At 61.1% G+C, this 22,575-nt stretch carries 19 protein-coding genes, 1 tRNA gene and 1 pseudogene; 7 read left to right on the top strand and 14 right to left on the bottom strand.

Translation table 11 applies throughout. The annotated features are described in order from the left end of the window. Positions 1 to 132 precede the first annotated feature (132 nt). A complete protein-coding gene (locus HX815_RS06630) occupies positions 133 to 1,023 on the bottom strand; it encodes a LysR family transcriptional regulator (RefSeq protein ID WP_003211052.1) in 891 nt (296 codons plus the stop codon). Between the two features lie 209 nt (positions 1,024 to 1,232). Here HX815_RS06630 and HX815_RS06625 point away from each other — a divergent pair, with 209 nt between their 5' ends. Both HX815_RS06625 and HX815_RS06620 read left to right on the top strand, forming a co-directional pair. Further along, positions 1,233 to 2,513 (top strand): aspartate aminotransferase family protein, encoded by a 1,281-nt coding sequence (locus HX815_RS06625; RefSeq protein ID WP_177027976.1) that lies wholly within the window; start codon positions 1,233 to 1,235, stop codon positions 2,511 to 2,513. Positions 2,514 to 2,699: 186 nt separating this feature from the next. Further along, a complete protein-coding gene (locus tag HX815_RS06620; protein WP_003211049.1) occupies positions 2,700 to 2,858 on the top strand; it encodes a YqaE/Pmp3 family membrane protein in 159 nt (52 codons plus the stop codon). A 6-nt stretch (positions 2,859 to 2,864) separates the two neighbouring features. Here HX815_RS06620 and pqqE read toward each other — a convergent pair whose 3' ends face one another. The 9 genes from pqqE to HX815_RS06575 form a co-directional block, all read right to left on the bottom strand. Beyond that, complete coding sequence (pqqE, locus tag HX815_RS06615) at positions 2,865 to 4,004, bottom strand: pyrroloquinoline quinone biosynthesis protein PqqE (protein WP_008434380.1); 1,140 nt, start codon at positions 4,002 to 4,004, stop codon at positions 2,865 to 2,867. Further along, positions 3,997 to 4,272 (bottom strand): pyrroloquinoline quinone biosynthesis peptide chaperone PqqD, encoded by a 276-nt coding sequence (gene pqqD, locus HX815_RS06610; RefSeq protein WP_003211043.1) that lies wholly within the window; start codon positions 4,270 to 4,272, stop codon positions 3,997 to 3,999. The genes pqqE and pqqD overlap by 8 nt, the downstream gene beginning before the upstream one ends. Then, positions 4,269 to 5,021, bottom strand: a complete 753-nt coding sequence (gene pqqC, locus HX815_RS06605) for a pyrroloquinoline-quinone synthase PqqC (RefSeq protein WP_003211042.1) — start codon at positions 5,019 to 5,021, stop codon at positions 4,269 to 4,271. The genes pqqD and pqqC overlap by 4 nt, the downstream gene beginning before the upstream one ends. Positions 5,022 to 5,032: 11 nt before the next feature. Next, a complete protein-coding gene (gene pqqB / locus HX815_RS06600; RefSeq protein ID WP_003211040.1) occupies positions 5,033 to 5,944 on the bottom strand; it encodes a pyrroloquinoline quinone biosynthesis protein PqqB in 912 nt (303 codons plus the stop codon). Between the two features lie 77 nt (positions 5,945 to 6,021). Beyond that, on the bottom strand, positions 6,022 to 6,096 hold the full coding sequence (gene pqqA, locus HX815_RS06595; RefSeq protein ID WP_003194766.1) for a pyrroloquinoline quinone precursor peptide PqqA: 75 nt from the start codon (positions 6,094 to 6,096) through the stop codon (positions 6,022 to 6,024). A 159-nt stretch (positions 6,097 to 6,255) separates the two neighbouring features. Next, positions 6,256 to 8,628, bottom strand: a complete 2,373-nt coding sequence (gene pqqF, locus HX815_RS06590; RefSeq protein WP_177027975.1) for a pyrroloquinoline quinone biosynthesis protein PqqF — start codon at positions 8,626 to 8,628, stop codon at positions 6,256 to 6,258. Between the two features lie 51 nt (positions 8,629 to 8,679). Beyond that, positions 8,680 to 9,474, bottom strand: a complete 795-nt coding sequence (locus tag HX815_RS06585) for a carbon-nitrogen hydrolase family protein (protein WP_003211036.1) — start codon at positions 9,472 to 9,474, stop codon at positions 8,680 to 8,682. A 10-nt stretch (positions 9,475 to 9,484) separates the two neighbouring features. Further along, positions 9,485 to 11,167: an NAD(P)/FAD-dependent oxidoreductase gene (locus tag HX815_RS06580; protein WP_032899288.1), complete on the bottom strand. Its 1,683-nt coding sequence runs from the start codon at positions 11,165 to 11,167 to the stop codon at positions 9,485 to 9,487. A gap of 167 nt (positions 11,168 to 11,334) precedes the next feature. After that, positions 11,335 to 11,817 (bottom strand): Lrp/AsnC family transcriptional regulator, encoded by a 483-nt coding sequence (locus HX815_RS06575; protein WP_134327417.1) that lies wholly within the window; start codon positions 11,815 to 11,817, stop codon positions 11,335 to 11,337. A 162-nt stretch (positions 11,818 to 11,979) separates the two neighbouring features. Between HX815_RS06575 and HX815_RS06570 the strand changes: the two genes are divergently transcribed. Beyond that, positions 11,980 to 14,340, top strand: a complete 2,361-nt coding sequence (locus HX815_RS06570) for a glucose/quinate/shikimate family membrane-bound PQQ-dependent dehydrogenase (protein ID WP_177027974.1) — start codon at positions 11,980 to 11,982, stop codon at positions 14,338 to 14,340. Between the two features lie 42 nt (positions 14,341 to 14,382). Here the strand turns inward: HX815_RS06570 and HX815_RS06565 are convergent, their stop codons facing one another. Next, entirely contained in the window at positions 14,383 to 15,249 is an 867-nt protein-coding gene (locus HX815_RS06565; RefSeq protein ID WP_003211026.1) for a LysR family transcriptional regulator, read from the bottom strand. A gap of 113 nt (positions 15,250 to 15,362) precedes the next feature. Here HX815_RS06565 and HX815_RS06560 point away from each other — a divergent pair, with 113 nt between their 5' ends. The 4 genes and pseudogenes from HX815_RS06560 (at position 15,363) to HX815_RS06545 (ending at position 17,876) form a co-directional block, all read left to right on the top strand. Beyond that, positions 15,363 to 15,788 (top strand): VOC family protein, encoded by a 426-nt coding sequence (locus tag HX815_RS06560; protein WP_003211024.1) that lies wholly within the window; start codon positions 15,363 to 15,365, stop codon positions 15,786 to 15,788. Between the two features lie 10 nt (positions 15,789 to 15,798). Beyond that, a complete protein-coding gene (locus HX815_RS06555) occupies positions 15,799 to 17,052 on the top strand; it encodes an amidase (RefSeq protein WP_177027973.1) in 1,254 nt (417 codons plus the stop codon). 185 nt (positions 17,053 to 17,237) lie between these two features. Then, positions 17,238 to 17,419, top strand: a pseudogene (locus HX815_RS31885) (type II toxin-antitoxin system HicA family toxin). 55 nt (positions 17,420 to 17,474) lie between these two features. Then, on the top strand, positions 17,475 to 17,876 hold the full coding sequence (locus HX815_RS06545) for a type II toxin-antitoxin system HicB family antitoxin (protein ID WP_003211020.1): 402 nt from the start codon (positions 17,475 to 17,477) through the stop codon (positions 17,874 to 17,876). 89 nt (positions 17,877 to 17,965) lie between these two features. Here HX815_RS06545 and HX815_RS06540 read toward each other — a convergent pair whose 3' ends face one another. The 3 genes from HX815_RS06540 to HX815_RS06530 all read right to left on the bottom strand — a co-directional run bounded on the left by HX815_RS06540 (position 17,966) and on the right by HX815_RS06530 (position 22,461). After that, positions 17,966 to 18,478 (bottom strand): hypothetical protein, encoded by a 513-nt coding sequence (locus HX815_RS06540; RefSeq protein WP_177027972.1) that lies wholly within the window; start codon positions 18,476 to 18,478, stop codon positions 17,966 to 17,968. Positions 18,479 to 18,625: 147 nt separating this feature from the next. Continuing rightward, positions 18,626 to 18,702, bottom strand: a tRNA-Ile gene (locus HX815_RS06535). 15 nt (positions 18,703 to 18,717) lie between these two features. Further along, the gene (locus tag HX815_RS06530) at positions 18,718 to 22,461 is read right to left on the bottom strand and encodes a bifunctional diguanylate cyclase/phosphodiesterase (protein WP_102370019.1); all 3,744 of its coding nucleotides are present in this window, start codon (positions 22,459 to 22,461) and stop codon (positions 18,718 to 18,720) included. Positions 22,462 to 22,575 lie beyond the last annotated feature (114 nt).

The raw sequence follows: 22,575 nt of genomic DNA, 5'->3' as shown, positions 1-22,575 counted from the left end.
ACGTCGCGCAGGAAGCGCAAAGCAACAACACGGACACGTAGGATTCTGCCAGGAAGGCGGAGTGAAATGGATGTCAGGGAAACAGTCTGCAAAGCCCCGCTTCGGCGGGGTTTTCTTTTGCCTGCGAAAAAGTCAGGCGGGCGCGTTCATCACGTCTTCCAGCAGCGTGCGCAACAATTCCAGCGTCGCCTGCTGGCGCTGCACATCCCGGCACACCAACCCCACTTTCAACGGCACCCGTGGTTCGCTCAAGGGTTTCCACAGCAACGCCTTGCTGTTGTGTTCATCCTGGGAGCGTCCGGGAAGCACCGTCGCCAGCTTGGTGTGGGGCAGGCTGTCGAGAATCCCCGCCATCGTATTCAACTCGGCCTGCACTTGCGGGCGTCGGCCCAGGTTGGCCAATTGACCTTGCCATATCTGGCGCACCTGAAACTCTTCCCCCAGCAGCAACATGGGTAACTCGGCGGCTTGCTTCAGGGAGACTTTCTTGAATTCCCGCAGCGGGTGATCAGCCGGGATGACCACCTTCAGTTCATCTTCATACAGCAGCACGCCGTGCAGCCCCGGCTGGCGTGGCGGCAGGTAGCTGATGCCGATATCCAGCGAGCCGTTGAGCAGCCGGCGTTCGATTTCCATCCCGGTCAGCTCGTAGATCTGTACGACCAGGTGCGGCTGGGCCTTGCGTACTCGTTCGAGCATCTGCGGCACCAGGCTGGTGTGCACGGTTTGCAGCACGCCGATCGCCAAGGTGCGCAGTGCCTGGCCCTTGAAGTTGCGCAGTGCTTCCACCGCGTGCTGCATACCGTCGAGCAAGGGCAGGGCGTGGTTATACAAAGTGTGGGCGGCGAGGGTCGGCAGCAGGCGCTTGCTGCTGCGTTCGAACAGGCTCACATCAAGGTTTTGCTCGAGCTGGCGAATCTGCTGCGACAAAGCTGGCTGGGAGATCGACAGGCGCTCCGCTGCCCGCCCCACATGGCCTTCTTCGTACACCGCGACGAAATAACGCAGTTGTTTGAAATCCATAAGTAATGCTTATCGAAAATGCTGGAAAATCGAAATGGCCGAGTGCCCCCAAGGCGCCTAGTCTAGCGCCTATTCACAGGGCTTACAGGGCCGGAAAGCACGATGAGTAGTGTTTATGTTGACGGTGTTTGCATAGGCAAGGCAAAAAACCTCCGCCATGGGTTTATCGGTAATACCGACCAAGGTGCGATTGCCAAAGAGGTTCATCCATGAACCTGTTCAACCTGCGTCGCCCCGCCCCCAGCCTGGATGATCTGATCCTCGAGGCGAAGACCCCGGCTCTGCGAGACGATCTTTCCAGCGATTGCCTGATGCCCAGTGTGGCCCGCCCGCCCCAGGTGTTTGTACGCGGCCAGGGCTCCTGGCTGTGGGACAGCGAAGACCGCGCCTATCTCGACTTCAGCCAGGGTGGCGGCGCCAACAGCCTGGGCCATAGCCCACAGGCAGTGACCAAGGCGCTGGCCGATCAGGCCCAATCGCTGATCAATCCCGGTAACAGCCTGCACAACCGCGTTCAACTGAACCTCGCCGACCGCCTGTGCCATCGCACCGGCAGCGACCAGGCCTACCTGCTCAACAGCGGCGCCGAAGCCTGCGAAGCGGCCATCAAGCTGGCGCGCAAATGGGGCCAACTGCACCGTGGTGGCGCCTATCGCATCATCACCGCGAGCAACGGTTGCCATGGCCGCAGCTTTGCCGCGATGTCAGCCTCGGCAGCCGCCAGTGAAAACCGTTTTGAGCCCCAGTTGCCGGGATTCAGCCACGTGCCGTTCAACGACCTGCCGGCGCTGCACGCGGCGGTGGATGCGCAAACCGTGGCAATCATGCTGGAACCGATCCAGAACGATGCCGGCGTCATTCCCGCGACCGAGCATTACCTCAAGGGTGTCGAACGTCTGTGCCGTGAGCTGGGAATTCTGTTGATCCTTGATGAAGTGCAAACCGGCACCGGCCGTTGTGGCACGTTGCTCGCCGAACAGCACTATGGCGTTCGCGCCGACATCATCACCCTGGGCAAGGGCTTGGGGGGCGGTGTGCCGCTGGCGGCGTTGCTGGCACGGGGCAAAGCGTGTTGTTTTGAGCTGGGTGAGCTGGAAGGCACCCACCACGGCAACGCGCTGATGGCTTCCGCCGGTGTGGCGGTGCTTGATACGGTGCTGAACCACGGATTTCTTGAACACGTCTGCGAGGTCGGCACTTACCTGGGCGAAGGGCTTGCCCGCCTGGCGCATCGCTATGACCAGGGTGAACTGCGCGGCCAGGGCCTGATGTGGGGACTGACTCTGTCGGAGGATTCGGCAGATGCCGTGGTAAAGGCCGCGCTCAGTGAAGGCCTGATCCTGAGCGCGCCGCAACCCGATTGCCTGCGCTTCACCCCGGCGCTCACATTGAGCAAAAGCAACGTCGACGAAATGCTCCTGCGCCTGGCCCGTGCCTTCTCCCGGGTGCGCACTGCACAGCTGCAATGCCGCAAGGGCATTGCCGTTTAAGCCCCATATTTCCTGAACCGTCTCGCGGTATACGCGGCGCCTCCAGCCTGATTCTTTTGGCTGGGGGCGTTTTTTTGTCCGCGAATTAGACGATGGCTGAGTGCCAGATCCCACTGAACCCTTACCAACGGCCAAGGTCGATTAGCTTGTACGGCTCACACGAGCCGATTTTCTGGAGCTGAACCCATGGATATCATTCGCATCATCATCGCCATTCTGCTGCCGCCACTGGGTGTGTTCCTGCAAGTGGGTTTCGCTGGCGCGTTCTGGCTGAACATCCTGCTGACCTTGTGCGGTTACATTCCCGGCATCGTGCACGCGGTGTACATCATCGCCAAACGCTAAAAGACCTCAGCCTTTCGCGATCAGCCGTGAGTTGCGCTCATTGCGAAAGGCCAGTTGCTCGATGGTCTGGGTGGCGTGCTCCGCTTCTTCGCGGGCCTGGAGGATCATGCCGTGATGCTCCGATTTGCTGCACACCGGGTCAGCATTGCTGGCATCCCCGGTCAGCATGAACGCCTGGCAGCGGCACCCACCGAAGTCCTTTTCCTTCTCGTCACATGAACGGCACGGCTCGGGCATCCAGTCGTAGCCGCGAAAGCGGTTGAAGCCAAACGAGTCGTACCAGATGTGTTGCATGCTGTGGTCGCGCACATTGGGAAATTGCACCGGCATCTGTCGGGCTCCGTGGCACGGCAGGGCAGTACCGTCCGGCGTTACTGTCAGAAAGATGCTGCCCCAGCCATTCATGCAGGCTTTCGGGCGTTCCTCGTAGTAATCCGGCGTGACGAATATCAGCTTGCACGGGTGGCCTTCGGCTTCGAGCTTGGCGCGGTATTCGTTGGTGATGCGTTCGGCGCGCACCAGCTGTTCCTGGGTCGGCAACAGGCCGACCCGATTGAGCTGGGCCCAGCCGTAGAACTGGCAGGTGGCAAGCTCGACAAAGTCCGCTTCCAGGGCAATGCACAGCTCAATGATGCGGTCGATCTTGTCGATATTGTGCCGATGGGTGACGAAGTTCAGCACCATCGGGTAGCCATGGGCTTTCACTGCCCGGGCCATTTCGAGTTTTTGCGCGAAGGCTTTTTTCGAGCCGGCCAGCAAGTTGTTCACTTGCTCGTCACTGGCCTGGAAACTGATCTGGATATGGTCCAGGCCGGCCTTCTTGAAGTCGCTGATCTTCTGCTCGGTGAGGCCGATGCCGGATGTGATCAGGTTGGTATAGAAACCCAGCTTGCGCGCCTCGGCGATCAGTTCGGCGAGGTCCTGGCGCACCAGCGGCTCACCGCCGGAAAACCCCAGTTGCGCAGCGCCCATTTCCCGGGCTTCACGAAATACCTTGATCCACTGTTCCGTGCTCAGTTCCTTGCCCTGCTCGGCAAAATCCAGCGGATTGGAGCAGTACGGGCATTGCAGCGGGCAGCGGTAGGTCAGCTCGGCCAGCAACCAGAGCGGCAGGCCGATTTCCGGCTTGGGTGGCAGGTCAGGCAAGTTCGATCCAGTGCTGAGCACGGGCAACCTCCATGAATTGCTCGATGTCTTCACCGAGCTCGGGCACGCCAGGGAACTGCTTGTCCAACTCGGCGATGATTGCGCTGACATCGCGCTCGCCGTCGATCAAGCCACCGATCAAGGCGGCGCTGTCGTTGAGCTTGATCATGCCTTCCGGGTACAGCAGCACATGGCCTTTTTGCGCCGGTTCGTACTGGAAACGATAGCCCTGGCGCCAGGTCGGTTTTTTGCTGCGATCGAAGCTCATAGGGTGATCCCCTTATGCCATACACGCTGATCGGTCACGCTGTGATACGGCGGGCGTTTCAGTTCATAAGCCATGCTCATTGCATCGAGCATGCTCCAAAGAATGTCCAGTTTGAACTGGAGAATTTCCAGCATGCGCTCCTGGCCTTCGCGGGTGGTGTAGTGCTGCAGGGTGATGGCCAGACCGTGCTCCACATCCCGGCGAGCCTGGCCCAGGCGGGTGCGGAAATACTCGTAGCCGGCGGGGTCGATCCATGGGTAATGCTGGGGCCAGCTGTCGAGGCGCGACTGGTGGATCTGCGGGGCGAACAACTCGGTCAGGGAACTGCTGGCGGCTTCCTGCCAGCTGGCCCGGCGGGCGAAGTTGACGTAGGCGTCTACCGCAAATCGTACGCCCGGCAGTACCAACTCCTGGGAGCGCAGTTGATCCGGGTCGAGGCCGACGGCCTGTCCCAGGCGCAACCAGGCTTCAATGCCGCCGTCTTCGCCGGGAGCGCCGTCGTGATCCAGCAGGCGCTGGATCCACTCACGACGAATCTCCCGGTCCGGGCAGTTGGCCAGGATCGCGGCGTCCTTGAGGGGAATGTTCACCTGGTAATAAAAACGGTTGGCGACCCAGCCCTGGATCTGCTCGCGGGTGGCGCGGCCTTCGTACATCGCCACGTGATACGGGTGATGGATATGGTAGAAGGCGCCCTTGGCGCGCAGGGCCTGTTCGAACTCGGCGGTGGTCAGCGGTGTGTCAGTCATTTGGCTCGCTCCTACAATTCAATGCTCATGCCGTCGTACGCCACTTCCACATTGCGTCGCAGCAGCTCGGCTCGCTCGGGCGAGTCTTCATCCAGGATCGGGTTGGTGTTGTTGATGTGGATAAGCACCTTGCGCTGCTTGGGCAACTGCTCCAGCACTTCCAGCATGCCGCCGGGGCCGTTTTGTGCCAGGTGGCCCATCTCGCGACCGGTGCGGGTGCCGACGCCACGGCGCTGCATTTCGTCGTCGTCCCACATCGTGCCGTCCACCAGCAGGCAATCGCTGCCGGCCATTATTTCCAGCAACGGTGCGTCAACCTTGCCCAGGCCCGGCGCATAGAACAGCTTGCCGCCGGTGCGCAGGTCTTCGACGATCAGGCCGATGTTGTCGCCCGGGTGTGGGTCGAATCGGTGAGGCGAGTAGGGCGGTGCCGCGCTGCGCAGCGGCAATGGTGTGAAGCGCAGGTTGGGGCAGGCGGGGATCGTGAAGCTGGCGTCCAGCTCGATGCGGTTCCAGGCCAGGCCGCCGTTCCAGTGGGTCAGCATGGTGAACAGCGGGAAGCCGGTGCTCAGGTCTTCATGGACCATGTCGGTGCACCACACCTGGTGCGGGCAGCCTTCGCGCAGGCTGAGCAGGCCGGTGGTGTGGTCGATCTGGCTGTCCATCAGGATGATCGCGCTGATGCCGGTATCCCGCAGCGCGCGGCCCGGTTGCATCGGGGCGAAGCCTTGAAGCTGGGCGCGGATATCTGGTGAGGCGTTGCACAGCACCCAGTTCACGCCGTCATCGGAAATCGCGATGGACGACTGGGTACGCGCCTCGGCCCGCAGGCTGCCGTCGCGAAAACCTGCACAGTTCACGCAGTTGCAGTTCCATTGCGGGAAACCACCGCCGGCGGCGGAACCTAGAATCTGGACAAACATGGCCGCTCCATTACACACAACTCAAAAATAAAAACGCCCCGGGCGAGCCGAGGCGTTGCATTGCGATACAAAGCCAATCAGCGGCTGGCAAAGTACATGGTGACTTCAAAGCCGATACGCAGATCAGTGTAAGCAGGTTTGGACCAAGTCATGTTCTTACTCCTACGAAGGGAAGGGACGTTTACTACCAAGTAATACATATAGTCCACCTCCAAGCGGAGATGTTCAGATGTGTGCATGTGAATGTTACGTACTTCTTTTGAAGATAGCGCTGTCCTGCGGGAAAAAGCCTTTTACCGAAGCGGCAATGATCAGCCAGATCGTTGCCAGGAGCCGGCGGCACAAGCGCCATTGGCCACACAGCACCATCCGCCTGCAGCAGCATTGAGTTGCTGTGCAGCTACCATTAAATCCTCACGGGTGCGGGTCTGGATGAAATCTTGCAGCTGCTGGATGTAATCCGACGGGTGGCCTGCCAAGTGCGCGTGCCAGAGCAGTTCAGCGGCTTGGGAAGTGGGTAGGGCGTCGAGGGAAAATTGCCGGGCCAGATCGTTCGGCAGTTCGCTGGCGTTGATCAGCGCGGGCAGTTGCTTCAGGAACGCCTGCAGGTGATCAAGTATTTGCGCAAGAGACGCGCTTGGGGATTGCACCCCAAACAGCAGGCCGGTTTGCCCGTTGTACTGTCGGATGCCGCTGAACACCGCGTAGCCCAATTGAAGCTCAACACGCAGTTGCTGGTAGAACGGCGCTTGCACCAGATGTGCGAGGAGGCGCCAGCAAGCCTCGTCCGCCAAGGAACGTGTGGGTGTCGGGCAGAACAGCAGCAACGCGGCGTCGCTGGAATCGGTCCTGACTTCGTGCCAACGATGCTGGCTGCTGATTGACGGCAGTTTGCTGATAGCCGCTTGGGGTTGGCCGGGCAGTTTCCCGGCTGCACTTTTTATCGCCGTCTCGCAGGCGGCGGGCAGCCCCACGGCGAGCCCTTGCCAGCGAGCGGTTGACCATCGGTCTCGCCCAGCAACCTGTTGTGCAGCTGGGGTGTCGGCGCAATACCCGGGCAATGCCTTGAGTAACTGCCGGATCGCCATTGCCGGCGCCGGGGAGGATGACGCTCCGGCATTTTCGCCGAGCCGGGTCAGCTCGCGTGCCACTTCCTCCAATATCGCGGGCATGGGTTCGTGCAGCCCTACCATCTTCAGCTGCCAGTGACCGCCGATTGTCTCGAAAGACAACTGAACGCCAGCCTGGCTGGCGTTCTCACGCAGCCGTGGGAAAAGCTCTGCATCCAGCGGCGAATCCAGATGCCAGCGCAGGTAGAGCGCGCCTTCATCTGTGTCACCTGGCAAGGCCTGGCTGAAGGTCAGCGCCGAAAGATCCTTCCGCCCACGGGAGCGATCCTGGGCGAACGTGCGCAGGCCGCGATGGGCGCTGGTTTGCCCGCGAATCAGCCCCGGGCGCTCTTCCCTGGCTGCCGGCTGCAGGAACGGATTGGTGGGCGGCAGTTGCCAGGCGTGCCGGGACGGCGGCAATTGCAGCGAGTCCAGCAGGGTCTTGAGGGAGCTGGCGCTTTGCTCGGACAGGACGAGTTCGTTGGCCTGCCGGGCCAATGCCAGGGCACCACTGACCTGTTGTTTGCGAGCAAGCAGCAAGGCGTACTCTTCCCGCAGGGGCGCCCAGTCACTGTGTGCGAAAAAGCTCAGCCAGTCGTGCAGCAGTTCTTCGATCAGTGTCGTCTGCTGCGCACCCTGAGTGTCCAGGGTGAACTTGATATCCAGCAACGCCTGTCCGGCAAATTGATACAGCGCCGTTGCGTTAATGGCGCTGACTAACTGCCGCGACTGCAACTCGGCGAGCAACCCGCCGGGCGCCGAAGTGTTCAGCCACAGGCAGAGGAAATCCAGCGCCTCAGGGGAAGCCTCGCTCACAACCACCTGATGCCAGTGGTGTTCATCGGTGTGTTGATAAGTACGTTGATTGCCGGCCAGCAACGCTGGCGCCGGCGTCTGTCGCCGCAGAGGTGCAGTCTTCAGCGCAGCGCCAAACTGATGCGCCAATGCCTCCAGCTCCACCAGCGACTGAGGGCCCGCAAGGCTCAAGGTCATCTGCCCGGAATGATAGAAACCTTCATAAAAATCCCGCAAGGCCTGCTGAAAATCCTCACGCTCTACCGCCAAGCTATCCCGGTTGCCCGCATGAAACGCGCGCAACGGATGACCCGCCGCAACACCTCCCAGCAACGCTTGTTGCTGTTGCGCCGTGGCATCTTGCGACCAGGCAATAAACTCCGCCTGCAATACTTCGCGCTCACGCAACTGGTCTTCCAGGGCCAGGCGCGGATGGGCGAGCATGTCCCCCAGGCGCTCCAGTGCGGCTTCAAATGCCGAAACAGGCACCTCAAAGAAAAAGTCGGTAGTGCGCTCGCGGGTGCTGGCATTCACCTGCCCGCCCTGACGCTGGACGTAGGCCATCAGCCCGTCGCTTGCAGGAAAACGTCCGGTGCCCAGGAACAATAAATGCTCAAGAAAATGCGCCAGTCCCGGCCACGCCAGGGGTACATCGTGGCTGCCCGCTGCAACGCGCAAGGCAGCCGCGGCGCGCTTCAAGCGCGGCGCATGATGCAAGGAAACCCGCAGGCCGCTGGCCAGGGTCAATTGAAGGTGATGAGGGTGGGCCGGCGCAGGCATGAGCACTTCCGAAACGTAGGAAGTGCCTATGCTAGCGCAAAGCAGCCGGGATCAGTGCTTGTGCAACGCCCCATAAAGCTCGGGACGACGGTCCAGCAGGTAGCGATTGGCCGCGCGTGAGTCGACCATCAACTGCCGATCGAGTGTGCCCACGATCAGCGCTTCATCCAGACCGGCCTGGGCAATCCGCTGGCCATCCGGCGCGGCGATGCTGCTTTGCCCGCAATACTGGATCTCGCCTTCCTGCCCGCAGTAATTGGCGTAGGCCACATAACACTGGTTTTCAAAAGCCCGCGCCCGCACGGTCACATCGGCGACGAAATCGAAGGGCACCATATTGGCCGTCGGCACCAGGATCAACTCCGCCCCGGCCAGCGCCAGGCGCCGGGTGTTCTCCGGGAATTCCAGGTCATAGCAAATCAGGAAACCCAGCTTCCAGCCGTTCAATTCCACCAGCGGAAAATCATCGTCCCCAGCGCTGAACATCGAGTTGTCGAGGTCGCCAAACAGGTGGGTCTTGCGGTAGTTGCACAGGCGCTGGCCATTGGCGTCGATCAGTTGCACGGCGTTGTAGATCTGCCCGTCTGCACCGCGCTCCGGATAGCCATACAGAATCGCCACGCCCGAGTTTTTCGCCAGCGCGGCGATGGACTGTGCGGATGGGCCGTCCTGGGTTTCAGCCAGGGCGCCGACCGCTTCCACGCCGATGTTATAGCCGGTGAGAAACATCTCCGGCAGTACCAGCAGGTCGGCGTCGGTGGCCTCTTGCGCCAACTGATGCAGGCGCTTGAGATTACCGGCCACGTCCAGCGGCAAAGGTGGGCATTGATACAGGGCAACACGCATGGGCAACTCCTTACTCGGGCAGTGCGATCGGCCCGATCTCGTCGAACACATCCCCCGGCCCCGGGTTCTGCGGGTGAGTGCTGCCACCGAAGTGAGTCATGATGCCCCACACCGCGTTCAGCGAGGTTTGCACGGCGCCTTCAACCCACGCCGGGGTCCAGGACACGTCGTCACCGGCGATGAAAATACCGCGTTGCTCCGCCGGCATGTCCTTCTGCATGAAGTGCGCGTACATCCGTTGGTTGTAGCGATAGTGACCGGGAAGTGCGCCTTTGAAAGCGCCGAGGAAATGCGGGTCGGCTTCCCATGACACGGTGATCGGGTCGCCGATGATCCGCGCGGCGATGTCGACTTTCGGGTAGATCTTCTTCAGCGCATCCAGAGCCAGTTTCACGCGTTTTTCGATGGGTTGCGGAAGCATTTTCAGCGCATCGCTCATCCAGGAGTAGGACAGGCAGATCACCCCCGGCTTGTCGTCACCGTTGTCGAACAGATAGGTGCCGCGGGTCAGGCGATCCGTCAGCGTCATGCTCATCAGGTCGCGGCCGGTTTCCGGATCCTTGTCCTTCCAGAATGGCCGGTCGACCATCACGAAGGTCTTCGACGACTGCATGTAGCGGGTGCGGTCCAGGGCCATCCACATCTTTTGCGAGAACAGGGTTTCGTCGCACTCGATCTGGGTGGTCAGCAGCCAGCTCTGGCAGGTGGTCAGCACGGCGGCGTATTCGCGGGTGTCACCGTAGTTGTCGGTGACGGCGAAACGGCCGTCCGGCGCGTGGGCAATGCGCTTGACCCCGGCCCGTGGCGCGCCGTTGTGCAAGGAACTGAGGCTGGTGCCTTCGGGCCAGTGGGCGCAACGCTCCGGCACATGGCGCCAGATGCCCATGGGCACTTGGGCGACGCCGCCGACCACCAGATGCTGGTGATCGTCGCAGTTGGTCATCACCACGCGGAAGATTTCCAGCATCGAGTTGGGGAAGTCCGAGTCCCAGCCGCCGGTGCCGAAACCGACCTGGCCGAACACTTCGCGGTGATGAAAGGACAACTTGGCGAACGCTTTGGAGGTCGCCACGAAGTCGTAGAAGGTGCGGTCGTCCCACAACGGAACCAGCGTATTCCACAGCTCTTTCAGGCGCGGTACGTCACGGTCGCGGATGGCTTGCTGGATATCGGCGAACTGCGAGCCGGCTTCCAGGGCGTCGGCCCAGGCGTCAGCCACTTCCTGGAACAGTGCAGGAAGGTCAGCGAGTTTCTGTGCGTAGTGCGTCTGGCCTTCGAGGTCGATGACCGTGCTGCCGGAAGCCGGCGTCAGCGGGTTGGGGAAGGGTTTGGTCTCCAGCCCGAGCTTGTCCACATAGTGGTAGAACGCGGTGGAGGACACCGGGAAGCGCATGCCACCCAGTTCCGCGATGATGCCTTCGGCGCCTTCGAACGCCTGGGAGCGCAGGCGGCCACCCATTTTCGAGGCTTCATACACCACGGGTTTCAGGCCGAGCTTCATCAGCTCATAGGCGGCCACCAGCCCGGCAATCCCGGCGCCGACGATCGCCACTTCGGCGCCGTGGTTGGCCGCCGGAATGCTGCCCAGGCCCGCCGGATGTTCGATCCAGTCATCAAAGGCAAACGGGAAGTCCGGGCCAAAGATGGTGATCGGCTTTTTACCGGTGGCGGGGTGGCGATTGGTCTTGCTGATGGTGCTGGAAGGAATGCTCATGGCTGACCTTGCTGGCGGCTCGGCGGGGCGCGACCCGCTGAGTATAGGAAAAGATGGCAGCCATTCTAGGGAGCGTAGCGTTCGTTAATAAGACGCAATGTGTCGTCGGATTGAATTGTTTTTAGTCAGAATGACGAGATTGCTGGTCAGATTGGTTGTCCGCGATCCAGTTTGTTACTGAGGATGATCGAGGTGGTGGTCTTCTCCACGCCATCGACGCTGCCGATCTGGTCCAGCAGTTGATCCAGCTGTTCCGGCGAATCGGTGCGCAGCCAGGCCACGTAATCGAACTCGCCGCTTACCGCACATAACTGCTGAACCTGCGCCATGGTACTGATCCTGCGCAGCACTTCCTTGCCGGAGCGCGGTTGCACGGTGATCCCCACGTAGGCCTGCAAACCACCATCCACCACCCGCTGGCTGAGGCGCACGCCATAGCCGGTAATCACCTGGGTTTTTTCCAGGCGCGCCAGGCGTGAGGTGACGGTGGTGCGCGCGATGCCCAGTTGCCGGGCAAGCATGGCCACGCTTTCACGCGCGTTGATCTGCAAGGCGGCGATCAACTGGCGATCGATTTCATCGAGGACGGGAGGGTGAGAGGCGGGCAAGGTGTTCTCCGGCGCGGGCATCAATGGGCGAGCATGTTACAGGCTCGGTCCTGGCGATACTGCCCGCACGGCCGGGAATTTATTTTTCGCCGCTGATCGAACACATTATTTTGTGCCAGATTGTGAAAAGTAACTGTTTGGTACATTATTTTGCGTTAGGTATACAGGAAGGACGTTTGCGCGATGAATAACTTTGGGGCTGCCACCGGCAGCAGATGGTTGCTGGTTGGGCTGGGCCTGCTGATCGCCTTGATCGGCCTGGGTTTGGCAGGCGGTGGCGGTTACCTCGTAGTGTTGGGCGGCAGTTGGTATTTCCTGCTGATGGGCCTGGCGATGCTGGTCTCTGGTGTGCTGATCGCCAAGCGCCGGCCTCAGGGCGCATGGCTGTACGCCGTGGCATTGGTGCTGACTGCGATCTGGGCGGTGTGGGATACCGGTCTGGAATACTGGCCGTTGGTTTCGCGAGTCCTGACCTTCGCCGTCATCGGCCTGGTAGTCGCGCTGATTTATCCCCAGCTCGCCCGCGCTTCCGGATCGACACCCGGGCGCGGCGCCTATGGCGTTGCCGGGCTGCTGGGCCTGGGCGTGGTCGCCACCCTGGCGTACATGTTTGTACCGACCCACGTGGTCAAGGCCAGCAGTGAGCCTGCGGTGACTGCGGTAACGCCGGGCACCGAGCAAAAAGACTGGGCCCACTGGGGCAACACCACCGCCGGCAATCGGTTTGCCGCGCTGGACCAGATCAACAAAGGCAACATCGACAAGTTGCAGGTGGCCTGGACCTTCCACACCGGCGACATCCCCGAGAGCAATGGCGCCGGTGCCGAAGACCAGAACACCCCGCTGCAGATCGGTGACAGCGTTTACGTGTGCACCGCCTACGGCAAAGTGTTTTCCCTGGACGCCGATACCGGTGCCCAACGCTGGAAATTCGACCCCCAGGGCAGCGGCCCCAACTGGCAGCGTTGCCGTGGCCTGGGTTATTTCGACAGCAGTGCCAGCGAGCAACCCGCCGGCGCCAAAGCCTGTGTGAAACGTCTGTTTCTGCCGACCGGCGATGCCCGGTTGATTGCGATCAATGCTGAAACCGGCGCGCCTTGCGAAGACTTCGGCGACCACGGCACCGTCGACCTGAAGACCGACATGGGCGAAGTGAAGCCCGGTTATTACCAGCAAACCTCGACGCCACTGGTGGCGGGCAATGTGGTGATCGTGGGCGGGCGTGTGGCAGACAACTTCTCCACCGGCGAACCGCCAGGCGTGGTGCGCGCCTTTGACGTGCGCAGCGGTGAATTGGTGTGGGCCTGGGATCCGGGTAACCCGAACACCACCAAACGCCCGCCAGCGGGGGAGACCTATACCCGTGGCACGCCGAACGTGTGGTCGGCCATGTCCTACGACGCCAAGCTCGGCCTGGTCTACCTGCCCACCGGTAACGCCACCCCGGACTTCTTCGCCGGTGAACGTACCGCCTATGACGACAAGTGGAGCTCCTCCATCGTCGCCATCGACGTGAAGACCGGCCAGGTGCGCTGGCACTTCCAGACCACTCACCACGACCTGTGGGACTTCGACCTGCCGGCACAGCCGCTGCTCTACGACATTCCGGATGGCAACGGCGGCGTGCAACCGGCACTGGCCCAAGTCACCAAGCAAGGTGAAATCTTCCTGCTCAACCGCGCAACCGGCGTGCCCATCGCCCGGGTTGAAGAGCGTCCGGTGCCCCAGGGCAATGTGCCCGGCGAACGCTATTCGCCGACCCAGCCGTTCTCGGTGGACATGCCTTCGATCGGCAATCAGCAACTGACCGAATCCGACATGTGGGGCGCCACGCCGTTTGACCAGTTGATGTGCCGCATCCAGTTCAAGGGCATGCGCCACCAGGGCGTCTATACGCCGCCAGGCCTGGACCGCGCGCTGCAATTCCCGGGTTCGCTGGGGGGGATGAACTGGGGCAGCGTGTCAGTGGACCCGAACACCCACTACATGTTCGTCAACGACATGCGCCTGGGTTTGGCCAACTACATGATCCCGCGCGACAAGATCGCCGCCGGTGCCAGTGGCATCGAAATGGGCGTGGTGCCGCAAGAAGGTACGCCGTTCGGTGCAATGCGCGAGCGCTTCCTCTCGGCGGCGGGCATTCCGTGTCAGAAGCCGCCGTTCGGCACCCTGTCGGCCATCGACCTGAAAACCCACAAGCTGATGTGGCAAGTGCCGGTGGGCACGGTTGAAGACACCGGGCCGCTGGGCATCCGCATGCACATGCCGATTCCAATTGGCATGCCGACCCTCGGCGCGTCCCTGGCCACCCAGTCCGGCTTGCTGTTTTTTGCTGGCACCCAGGACTTCTACCTGCGCGCTTTCGACACCGGCAACGGCAACGAGATCTGGAAATCACGGCTGCCGGTGGGTAGCCAGTCGGGGCCGATGACCTACGTGTCGCCCAAGACCGGCACGCAGTACATCGTGCTCACCGCTGGCGGCGCGCGACAGTCGCCGGACCGTGGGGATTATGTGATTGCCTACGCGTTGCCCAAGAAATAGGGCGTGAAAAAGCCGCATGGATGTGCGGCTTTTTTTTGCGTCTTAGATCGTGTCTGCCAGCAGGCATCGGGCAAAGAGTTGTGGCACCGGAAGGTTGCGCTGGCTGTAGCGGCTCAGCAAGATGATTTCCCGGTTAAAGGTCAGCTCGCCCAGCGGGATGACACGCACCTGCGGGGATCGGTCCAGCCATAGTCCGGCGTGGGGAACCAGTGAAACGCCCAGGCCGCATTCGACCATTTTGACCAGCGCCTCGATCTCGTCCAGTTCCAGCGCCACTTGCACGTCCAGCCGCTGATCCCGCAGAAAGCGACTGACCAGCCGCCCGCCAAACGAAGCCCGGTCGTAGCGCACGTGAGGATGAGCGGCGAGCAGTTGCAGCGGGTCATCCCCCTCGACCGTCAGCGGCGCGATCAACACAAACGGCTCCCTGCGCAGCAGTTGCACGTGCAGTTCCTTGGGCAAGTCAAAGGGTGGGCGAATGATGATCGCCGAATCCAGCTCGCCGGCGTCCACCTGGCTGAGCAACTCCAGGGAAACCCCCGGCACCAACTTGCACTCCACCGTCGGCGCCGCCTGTCGCAGGCGCACCAGGGCCTGGGGCAGCAGGCCGGTCTGGGCGGTGGTGATGGCGCCGACCTTCAACTCGCCCCTGTACTCATTGGCATCCACCGGCACAGCCATGCGGTTGAACGTCTCGAGAATCTCCCTGGCCAGCGGCAGCGCGCGGATCCCCGCCGCGTTCAGCGTGGCCTGGCGCCCGGTTCGGTCGAACAACTGCACGCCGAGCACCTGCTCCAACTGACGGATCTGCGCACTCACCGCCGATTGCGTCAGCCCGATATGCATGCCCGCTGCGGCGAACGTGCCATGGCGGGTAACGGCGATAAAGGTTTTCAGTTCCCGCAGCATGGGCGTCTCGATTGATCAAAATAATTTGAGCTCGCTGCGAAAATTATCGTCTTTCCATCGGTTACGGCAAGGCTAGACTCGCAAGGACTTAATACCCATAGAGGTTAAACCTGATGGCACTGGCTCCTTTTCACCTGGCAATTCCGGTATTCGACCTGGCGGCAGCGCGGCAGTTTTATGGCGAGGTGTTTGGGTTGGAGGAGGGACGAGCCAGTGATCACTGGGTCGACTTCGACTTCTTCGGGCATCAATTGGTGATTCATGAGCATCCGAAAACCGCTTCTCAAGAGGCGGCGCACACCAATGCGGTAGACGGTCACGACGTGCCGGTGCCGCATTTTGGCGTGGTGTTGAGTTGGGATGATTGGCATGCGTTGGCGGAGCGTTTGCAGGCGCGCAATACCCAGTTTGTGTTGGAACCGCATATTCGTTTCAAAGGCCAGGTGGGCGAGCAGGCGACGTTGTTTCTGTTTGACCCGTGCGGCAACGCGCTGGAGTTCAAGGCGTTCAAGGACATTGGGCAGTTGTTTGCCAAATGAGGGCGCTTTGATGAATGGCCTGGATGCAACGGGCATCGCCGTGGCGGTGGGTTCGGGGGCGATTACGCCGGCTTTGGTTGCTGAACACTTTCTTGCGCGCATAGGTGTCGACGAACCAGATATCCAGGCGTTTGTATCCTTCGACGCTGAGGCGGTGCGCGAGCAGGCGTTGCAGCTTGAAGGCTGTTCCGGTCCGCTGGCGGGCTTGCCCGTGGGGGTCAAGGACATCTTTGATACCGCCGACCACCCAACGGAATTCTATTCGCCGATTTACCTGGGTAATCGTCCATCGCGGGATGCCCATGTGGTGACGCTGCTACGACAGGCGGGCGCGATCATCATGGGCAAGACCCACACCACCGAATTTGCCTACATGCACACAGGGCCGACGCGTAATCCGCTCGATCTGTCCCGCACGCCGGGTAGCTCCAGCGCGGGTTCCGCGGCGGGGATGGCGGCCGGGTTTTTCCCGTTGGCGTTGGGTACCCAGACGGCTGGGTCGCTGCTCAAGCCAGCCGCTTATTGCGGGTTGTATGCCTTCAAACCGTCGTTTGGACTGGTCTCGCTAGAAGGCGTGAAACCCCTGGCGCCGAGCTTCGATACCGTGGGTTGGTATGGCCGTTCGGTGCGTGATCTTGAGCGGGTGGCGCGGGTGTTGATCCCTGGGTTTCCGGCTGTTGAGGCGGGGCGTCGGCCCTTGCGGCTTGGTTTCTGCCGTACCTCTCGCTGGTCGGATGTGCAGCCGTTGGTGGCCGAGGCTATTGAACGAGCGGTTGCACGGTTGGGGCCTCTTGTCAGTGAGGTCGTGTTGCCTGAAGCGTTCGACGGAGTATTCGACGATCACCAGTTGATCAACGATTGCGAAGGTGCCCGTTCATTGGCCAAGGAGTTTCAGTCTCATCCCGAACTACTCAGCGACTCGACGTTGGCCATGATCGAGCGCGCCCAGACGACGAGTTGGGAGCAGGAGTCGGCAGCCAAGGCCCGCTTGGTACAACTGGCCCCGCAGCTTGCGCAAATCTGCCAGCCGTTTGATGCGATGTTGAGTGTTTCCTGCGGGATGCTGGCGCCGGTGGGGTTGGCGACCACGGGCCCGTCGGACTTCATCAAGTTCTGGGGCGCGTTTGGCTTGCCGCAGGTGAATGTACCGGTGATGCGTGGGGAAGGGGAGTTGCCGGTGGGGTTGCAGGTAATTGGGGCGTTTAGAGGGGATGCGCCGTTGCTAGGTACGGCGCAAGTCATTGTTAATGCGTTGGTAAGCTGAGAGTCAGTCAAGGCACAAAAACTGACATTAGTTCGCTGGCGAAGCGGCGATAGGCGTCGTCATCATATTCTTCGCATGAGCCCGTTCAGAAATGAGCGGGCTTTTTTCATTGGTGTGTCCTGTGTGTATAAAAGATGCTGCAGGATACCTTCGGTGTGTAAGATACACACTGTGGAGCGGGCGCGATGAGAAGCAGAGAGGTAATTGACTTGCTGATGGCGGATGGATGGTTTGAGGTGGCGGCGAAAGGCAGTCACCATCAATTCAAGCACTCAACCAAGCCCGGCCGGGTGACGGTTCCTCATCCTAAACAGAGATAGCCAAGGGGACCTTGCACAGCATTTTGAAATCAGCAGGCCTGAAGTGATGACCGTAGGTTATGTGGTGAATGATCCCGCTGCGGCTCATTCAAAGGAGGAAAAATGAAATTTCCAGTGGTGATACACAAAGACGCTGATTCAGATTACAGCGTGACCGTCCCGGACGTGCCAGGTTGCTTTTCTGCGGGCACAACCTTTTCCGAAGCTCTGGATAATGTCCGCGAAGCTTTAGCGCTGCACCTCGAGGGATTGGTTGCTGATGAGGAGCGGCTTCCTCAGGCTAGAGAGGTCGACGTCCATTTGGAGAATCCGGACTTTGCGGGTGGCGTGTGGGCGGTGATCGACTTTGATCTCACTCCTTACCTGGGCAAGTCAGTCAGGTTCAACGCCTCACTGCCTGAGCAACTTTTGAATCGTATCGATGAGCGAGTGCAAAAAGACCATCGCTATGCCTCGCGCTCTGGGTTCCTGGCGACGGCGGCTTTGCGCGAACTTTCCGTTTGATAACGGGCCGGTAGAGCACGCAGTACAAAAAAGGCTTACACCGCAAAGCGTAAGTCTTTCTTTTATTCGAGGAGGTGTGATCAGCGAGACTACGACCCCTTGCACACCTTCGCAGCGGCAGCATCGTTCGGGATAAATGAATCCGGCGCGCCCGGCTTCAGCACCACGTACCCTCGCCGCCACGGTTGATCGTCCACCAGATTCCAGCGATGCCCTGTGCCGGTGTTGTCTTCGGCGATCAGTACTTCACCCGGATGCAACGTGAACTTCTCACCGCCGCGTGTCACGAACGCCAGGGTGCCGGACAGCGTCATGACGTACTGTGGCTCCGGGTCGTTATGCCAGCTATACGAGGAATGCGCCGCCGTTTGCTTGAAGTGAATGGCGGTCACGTCATTGCGCATGCTCTGGTCGATGGTGCCTTCCAGTACGTGCGAATTGTTGTCGGCGCCGGTGCAGAGCTTGAATGCCTTGATGGATTCAGTGGCGGCGGGGGCGGCTTGTGCGCCGCTCAAGGTGGCGAGGGTGATTGCGACGGCGGCTGTGGCACGCAGGCCCAGGATGTGGATTGCGTTGCGCGGCGAGCGTTTTTGCTGATGCATGGAACAAGTTTCCCTCGTGCTGAATTGGCGTTGACTGGGAATCATGGTCAGTGCCGTAGCCGTTCGGGACAACTAACTAATGTTTCATTGCTGCACGACTCACGCGCGCCAGAAACGACAAAGCCGCGCAATGCGCGGCTTTCAAGATGGTGGGCCCAGTAGGACTCGAACCTACGACCAAGGGATTATGAGTCCCCTGCTCTAACCAACTGAGCTATAGGCCCTCAGTAGGCCGCGGATTATAGCGATGGTTTCTTCGCTGTGCCATCCGAAAAGTCCGAAACGCTCATACGAAGGAACGTAGCGGCGAAAAGGTCCGGCGGCAGCGGCAGGCTGACGATGTAGCCTTGCATCTGCTCACAACCTTCAGCCGCCAGAAACGCTTGCTGGGCCGGCGTTTCCACACCTTCGGCAATGATGGTGAATTGCATGCTGTGCCCCAGGGCAATAATGGCGCGCACGATCGCCGCATCGTGTGGGTCGTCGGGCAGGCCACGGACGAAGGATTGGTCGATCTTCAGGAAGTCCAGCGGCAGGCGTTTCAGGTAGCTGAGGGACGAATAGCCGGTGCCGAAGTCATCAATGGCCAGTTGCACGCCCAGATGCTTGAGCTGGTGCAGCACCTCCAGCGCCTCTTCGGCCTGGCTCATGATGAAGTTTTCGGTGATCTCCAGTTGCAGGCAGCCAGGCTCCAGGCGGTTGTCCCGCAGCAGTTGCTCGATGCGCGCCAGCAGGTTGGGGTGACGCAGTTGCGCGCCCGCCAGGTTGACGGACAGCGGGCCGAAGTCATCAAAAATTTCTCGCCAGTCGTGCATCTGTCGGCAGGCCTGCTCCAGTACCCAGTCGCCAATCTGCAGGATCATGCCGTTCTCTTCGGCCAGGGCAATGAAGTGCTCGGGCGGCACTTCGCCGAAGGTGGGGTGGCGCCAGCGAATCAGGGCTTCGGCGCCGATCAGTTGTTGGGTGTCGAGGCTGAGTTTCGGCTGGTAATAGAGAGACAATTCGTCGCGCTCGATCGCTCGGCGCAGTTCGTGTTCCAGGGCCACGCGCTCGTTGGCTTGCGCAGTGAGGTCCTGGGTGTAGCTTTCGACGCGGTTGCGGCCTTTGGCCTTGGAGCGGTACATGGCGGCGTCAGCGTTTTTGACCAGGGTGGCGACGTCGTTGCCGTCCCGTGGGTACAGGCTGGTGCCGATGCTGGCGCTGATGAAGAACTCATGCTCGCCCGCCTGGAACGGTGGAGTGAAGCAGGCCAGCAGCTTATTGGCCAGGTGTTCGGCGTCGCTGGCTTGTTGCAGGCCGGGCAGCAGGATGATGAATTCGTCACCGCCCAGGCGCGCGACGGTGTCGACGTCTCGCAGTTGGTCCTTGAGGCGAACGGCGATGTCCTTGAGCAGCAAGTCGCCAATCGGGTGGCCGAGGCTGTCGTTGATGTGTTTGAAGCGGTCGAGGTCGAGGAACAGCACGGCGCCCTGGCTGCCGGTTTCCTGTTGGTTGTTGAGGGCGGCTTGCAGGCGGCTTTCAAACAGGGTGCGGTTGGGCAGGCCGGTCAGCGGGTCGTGGTGGGCCTGGTAATCGAGGCGCGCCTGGGCGTGCTTGAGGCTGGAGATGTCGGCAAACACGGCGACGAAGTGGGTGATCGACTCCTCGCGGTTGCGCACGGCGCTGATGGTCAGCCAGCTGGGGTACAGCTCGCCGCTCTTGCGCCGGTTGGAGATCTCGCCTTGCCAGTGGCCGTTGGCCGTCAGTTGGTGCCACATGGCCGCGTAGAAGGCGCTGTCGTGCAGGCCCGAGGCAAGCAGGCGCGGGGTTTGGCCGAGGGCCTCGGCTTCGCTGTAGCCGGTGATCTCGCTGAAGGCGCGGTTCACGGCGCTGATATTTTGCCGGGTGTCGGTGATCAGTACGCCTTCGGCCGTGCTCTCGAACACGGTGGCGGCCTGTTGCAGTTTTTCCTGCATCAGTTGGCGTTCGGTGATGTCCCGGGCGATGGTCAGCATGCAGTCGTCGTCGCCGATGGGCAGCGGGCGGCTGGAGACTTCACACAGGCGAATTTCGCCGTCGCTGCGGCGGATGTGGCAGACAAAGTCGCGGACAAATCCATCCCGTTGCAGTCGCTCCAACATATCTTTGCGTTCGTTCAGGTCGACCCAGATCCCGAGGTCCAGGGTTGACTGGTCCAGCGACATCACGCTGTTGAAGCCGGTAATTCGACTGAATCCTTCGTTGACCTCAATCAGCAAACCGTCGCTTTGGCGGGACAACAGCAGGCCGTCGGGAGAGGCATGAAAGGCCTTGGCGAATTTCTCTTCGGAGGTCTGCAGTCGCTGCTGGGTTTCTTTCAGCTGGGTGATGTCACGCACCACCACGACCAGGGCTTCGGTGGTATCCAGTTGAAAGGGTTCGGCGGAGATCAGTCCGGTGAAGGCCTGGCCGTTGCTGCGCAGGAAGGGCATTTCCAGGTTGCGGATGCTGGTGGTCTGTACCCGTTGCAGCAGGCCGGGGCCTACGCCCTGGATGCCCCAGATATTCAGTTCAGTGGCGGTTTTTCCTACGACTGCTTCGGCGCTCAGGCCGATCTGGTCTTCGAATGCCTTATTGACCTCCATCAGGCAGCCGTCCGACAGCCGGGCGATGACCAGGATGTCCGGGCATTGCTGGAACACAGAGGCGAATTTCTGTTCCGAAAGCTGCAACGCTTCCTCGGTGCGCTTGGCTTCGCTGATGTCGATCATCAGGCCGCGCAGCACGGGCTCGTGGCCGTGTTCGATCAGGCTGACGATGTCCCGCACCCACAGGCAGCGTCCATCGGCGGTGATCACCCGGTAGTCGACACTGTGGTCGCGGTTGGCCCGGGTTTCGGCGTAGCAATAGGATTCGGTGCGGGTCAGGTCCGCGGGGTGGATGATGTTGCGCCAGAAGCCCGGGATCAGCCAGTGGGCACGGGGGTAACCCAGCAGTTCCTCGGCGTGGGGCGACACGTAGCTGTAGGTGAAATCGCTGATGCTGGCTTCCCAGGCGATCGCGGAAAGGCTCTCCACCAGGCCGCGATAGTGGTATTCGCTGCTGCGCAGTTCCTGTTCGAGGGCGACCCGGCGGGAAATTTCCGAGCTGAGCCGACGATTGATCCGGATAACCACGGCCAGCACGATGCTCAGCAACAGCACGGCAGGCAACCCGTAGAGCAGCACATCCGTCCAGAGCGTGCGGTGGTCGATGACGTTGCCGACCCAGCGCTGCTGGATGGCCTCGGTCTCAGACGGGCTGATGTCGGCCAGGACTTTATCGAGGATGCCCACCAGCATCTTGTCGTCCTTGGGTACGCCCATGGCCAACTGATAGCGGTAAGGCGTTTCGCCGCTGATGTACAGGCCTTCCAGCTTGAGTTGACGCAGGCTCCACACGCTGGACGCCAGATCGCCCACTACGGCGTCGACCTTGTCGGTGGCCAGGGCCTGCAGCGTAGCGCTGACATTGGGCATGGCCACCAGGTTGAGGTCCGGGTGGTGAGTGCGCAGCAGTTCATGGGGCGCGTAGTTTTCCACCACGGCCACCTTCAACCCGTACAGGTCTTTGAGGCTGCGTGGTTGCGGGCCGCCTTCGTGGGCGAGGATGACGATGGGGAAGTCGAGATAAGGCCGGGTAAACGACAGGAAACCCTGGCGTTCCGGTGTGGACATGATGCCCGGCAGCAGGTCGAGCTGGTTGTTGCGGGCCTGTTCCAGCACGGCGCTCCAGTTCACCGGCTCGATCAGTTTTATCCTGACGCCAAGGCGATCCTGCATCAGCCGCACATAATCAGCGGCCAGGCCCTGGTAGCGACCATCTTCATCGCGGTATTCAAAGGGTGGCCAAGAGGCGTCGACGCCCAGGCGCAACTCTTGGTGGTCCGCCAGCCAGCCACGCTCTTCATCGGTGAGAGTCAACGCGCCAGCCGTTGCGGTCCAGGTCAGCAGCGACAGCAGTAACACGGTCGGCAATCTGGGCATAACGGTCTCGTTATGGCACGGGGAATGTTTCGAGTGTAGACGGGCATTGCGGGGGAGGGGAGGCAGCGAGGATTTAATCTGTAGAAGCAAAAAACCCGGCCTGGGCCGGGGTTT

Source organism: Pseudomonas sp. E6002 (assembly GCF_013385565.1).
In the GTDB taxonomy this organism is placed as follows: domain Bacteria; phylum Pseudomonadota; class Gammaproteobacteria; order Pseudomonadales; family Pseudomonadaceae; genus Aquipseudomonas.
The sequence above is the reverse complement of the archived record's forward strand: the minus strand, read 5'-3'. Positions and strand labels throughout refer to the sequence as shown.

Excerpts from the sequence above, each read along its gene's own strand:
- HX815_RS06540 (WP_177027972.1), bottom strand. The coding sequence starts at position 18,478 with ATGCATCAGCAAAAACGCTCGCCGCGCAACGCAATCCACATCCTGGGC.
- HX815_RS06620 (WP_003211049.1), top strand. The coding sequence starts at position 2,700 with ATGGATATCATTCGCATCATCATCGCCATTCTGCTGCCGCCACTGGGT.
- HX815_RS06570 (WP_177027974.1), top strand. The coding sequence starts at position 11,980 with ATGAATAACTTTGGGGCTGCCACCGGCAGCAGATGGTTGCTGGTTGGG.
- HX815_RS06630 (WP_003211052.1), bottom strand. The coding sequence starts at position 1,023 with ATGGATTTCAAACAACTGCGTTATTTCGTCGCGGTGTACGAAGAAGGC.
- HX815_RS06585 (WP_003211036.1), bottom strand. The coding sequence starts at position 9,474 with ATGCGTGTTGCCCTGTATCAATGCCCACCTTTGCCGCTGGACGTGGCC.
- HX815_RS06625 (WP_177027976.1), top strand. The coding sequence starts at position 1,233 with ATGAACCTGTTCAACCTGCGTCGCCCCGCCCCCAGCCTGGATGATCTG.
- HX815_RS06545 (WP_003211020.1), top strand. The coding sequence starts at position 17,475 with ATGAAATTTCCAGTGGTGATACACAAAGACGCTGATTCAGATTACAGC.
- pqqB (WP_003211040.1), bottom strand. The coding sequence starts at position 5,944 with ATGTTTGTCCAGATTCTAGGTTCCGCCGCCGGCGGTGGTTTCCCGCAA.
- HX815_RS06575 (WP_134327417.1), bottom strand. The coding sequence starts at position 11,817 with ATGCCCGCGCCGGAGAACACCTTGCCCGCCTCTCACCCTCCCGTCCTC.
- HX815_RS06530 (WP_102370019.1), bottom strand. The coding sequence starts at position 22,461 with ATGCCCAGATTGCCGACCGTGTTACTGCTGTCGCTGCTGACCTGGACC.
- HX815_RS06565 (WP_003211026.1), bottom strand. The coding sequence starts at position 15,249 with ATGCTGCGGGAACTGAAAACCTTTATCGCCGTTACCCGCCATGGCACG.
- pqqD (WP_003211043.1), bottom strand. The coding sequence starts at position 4,272 with ATGAGCTTCGATCGCAGCAAAAAACCGACCTGGCGCCAGGGCTATCGT.
- HX815_RS06555 (WP_177027973.1), top strand. The coding sequence starts at position 15,799 with ATGAATGGCCTGGATGCAACGGGCATCGCCGTGGCGGTGGGTTCGGGG.
- HX815_RS06560 (WP_003211024.1), top strand. The coding sequence starts at position 15,363 with ATGGCACTGGCTCCTTTTCACCTGGCAATTCCGGTATTCGACCTGGCG.
- pqqC (WP_003211042.1), bottom strand. The coding sequence starts at position 5,021 with ATGACTGACACACCGCTGACCACCGCCGAGTTCGAACAGGCCCTGCGC.
- pqqF (WP_177027975.1), bottom strand. The coding sequence starts at position 8,628 with ATGCCTGCGCCGGCCCACCCTCATCACCTTCAATTGACCCTGGCCAGC.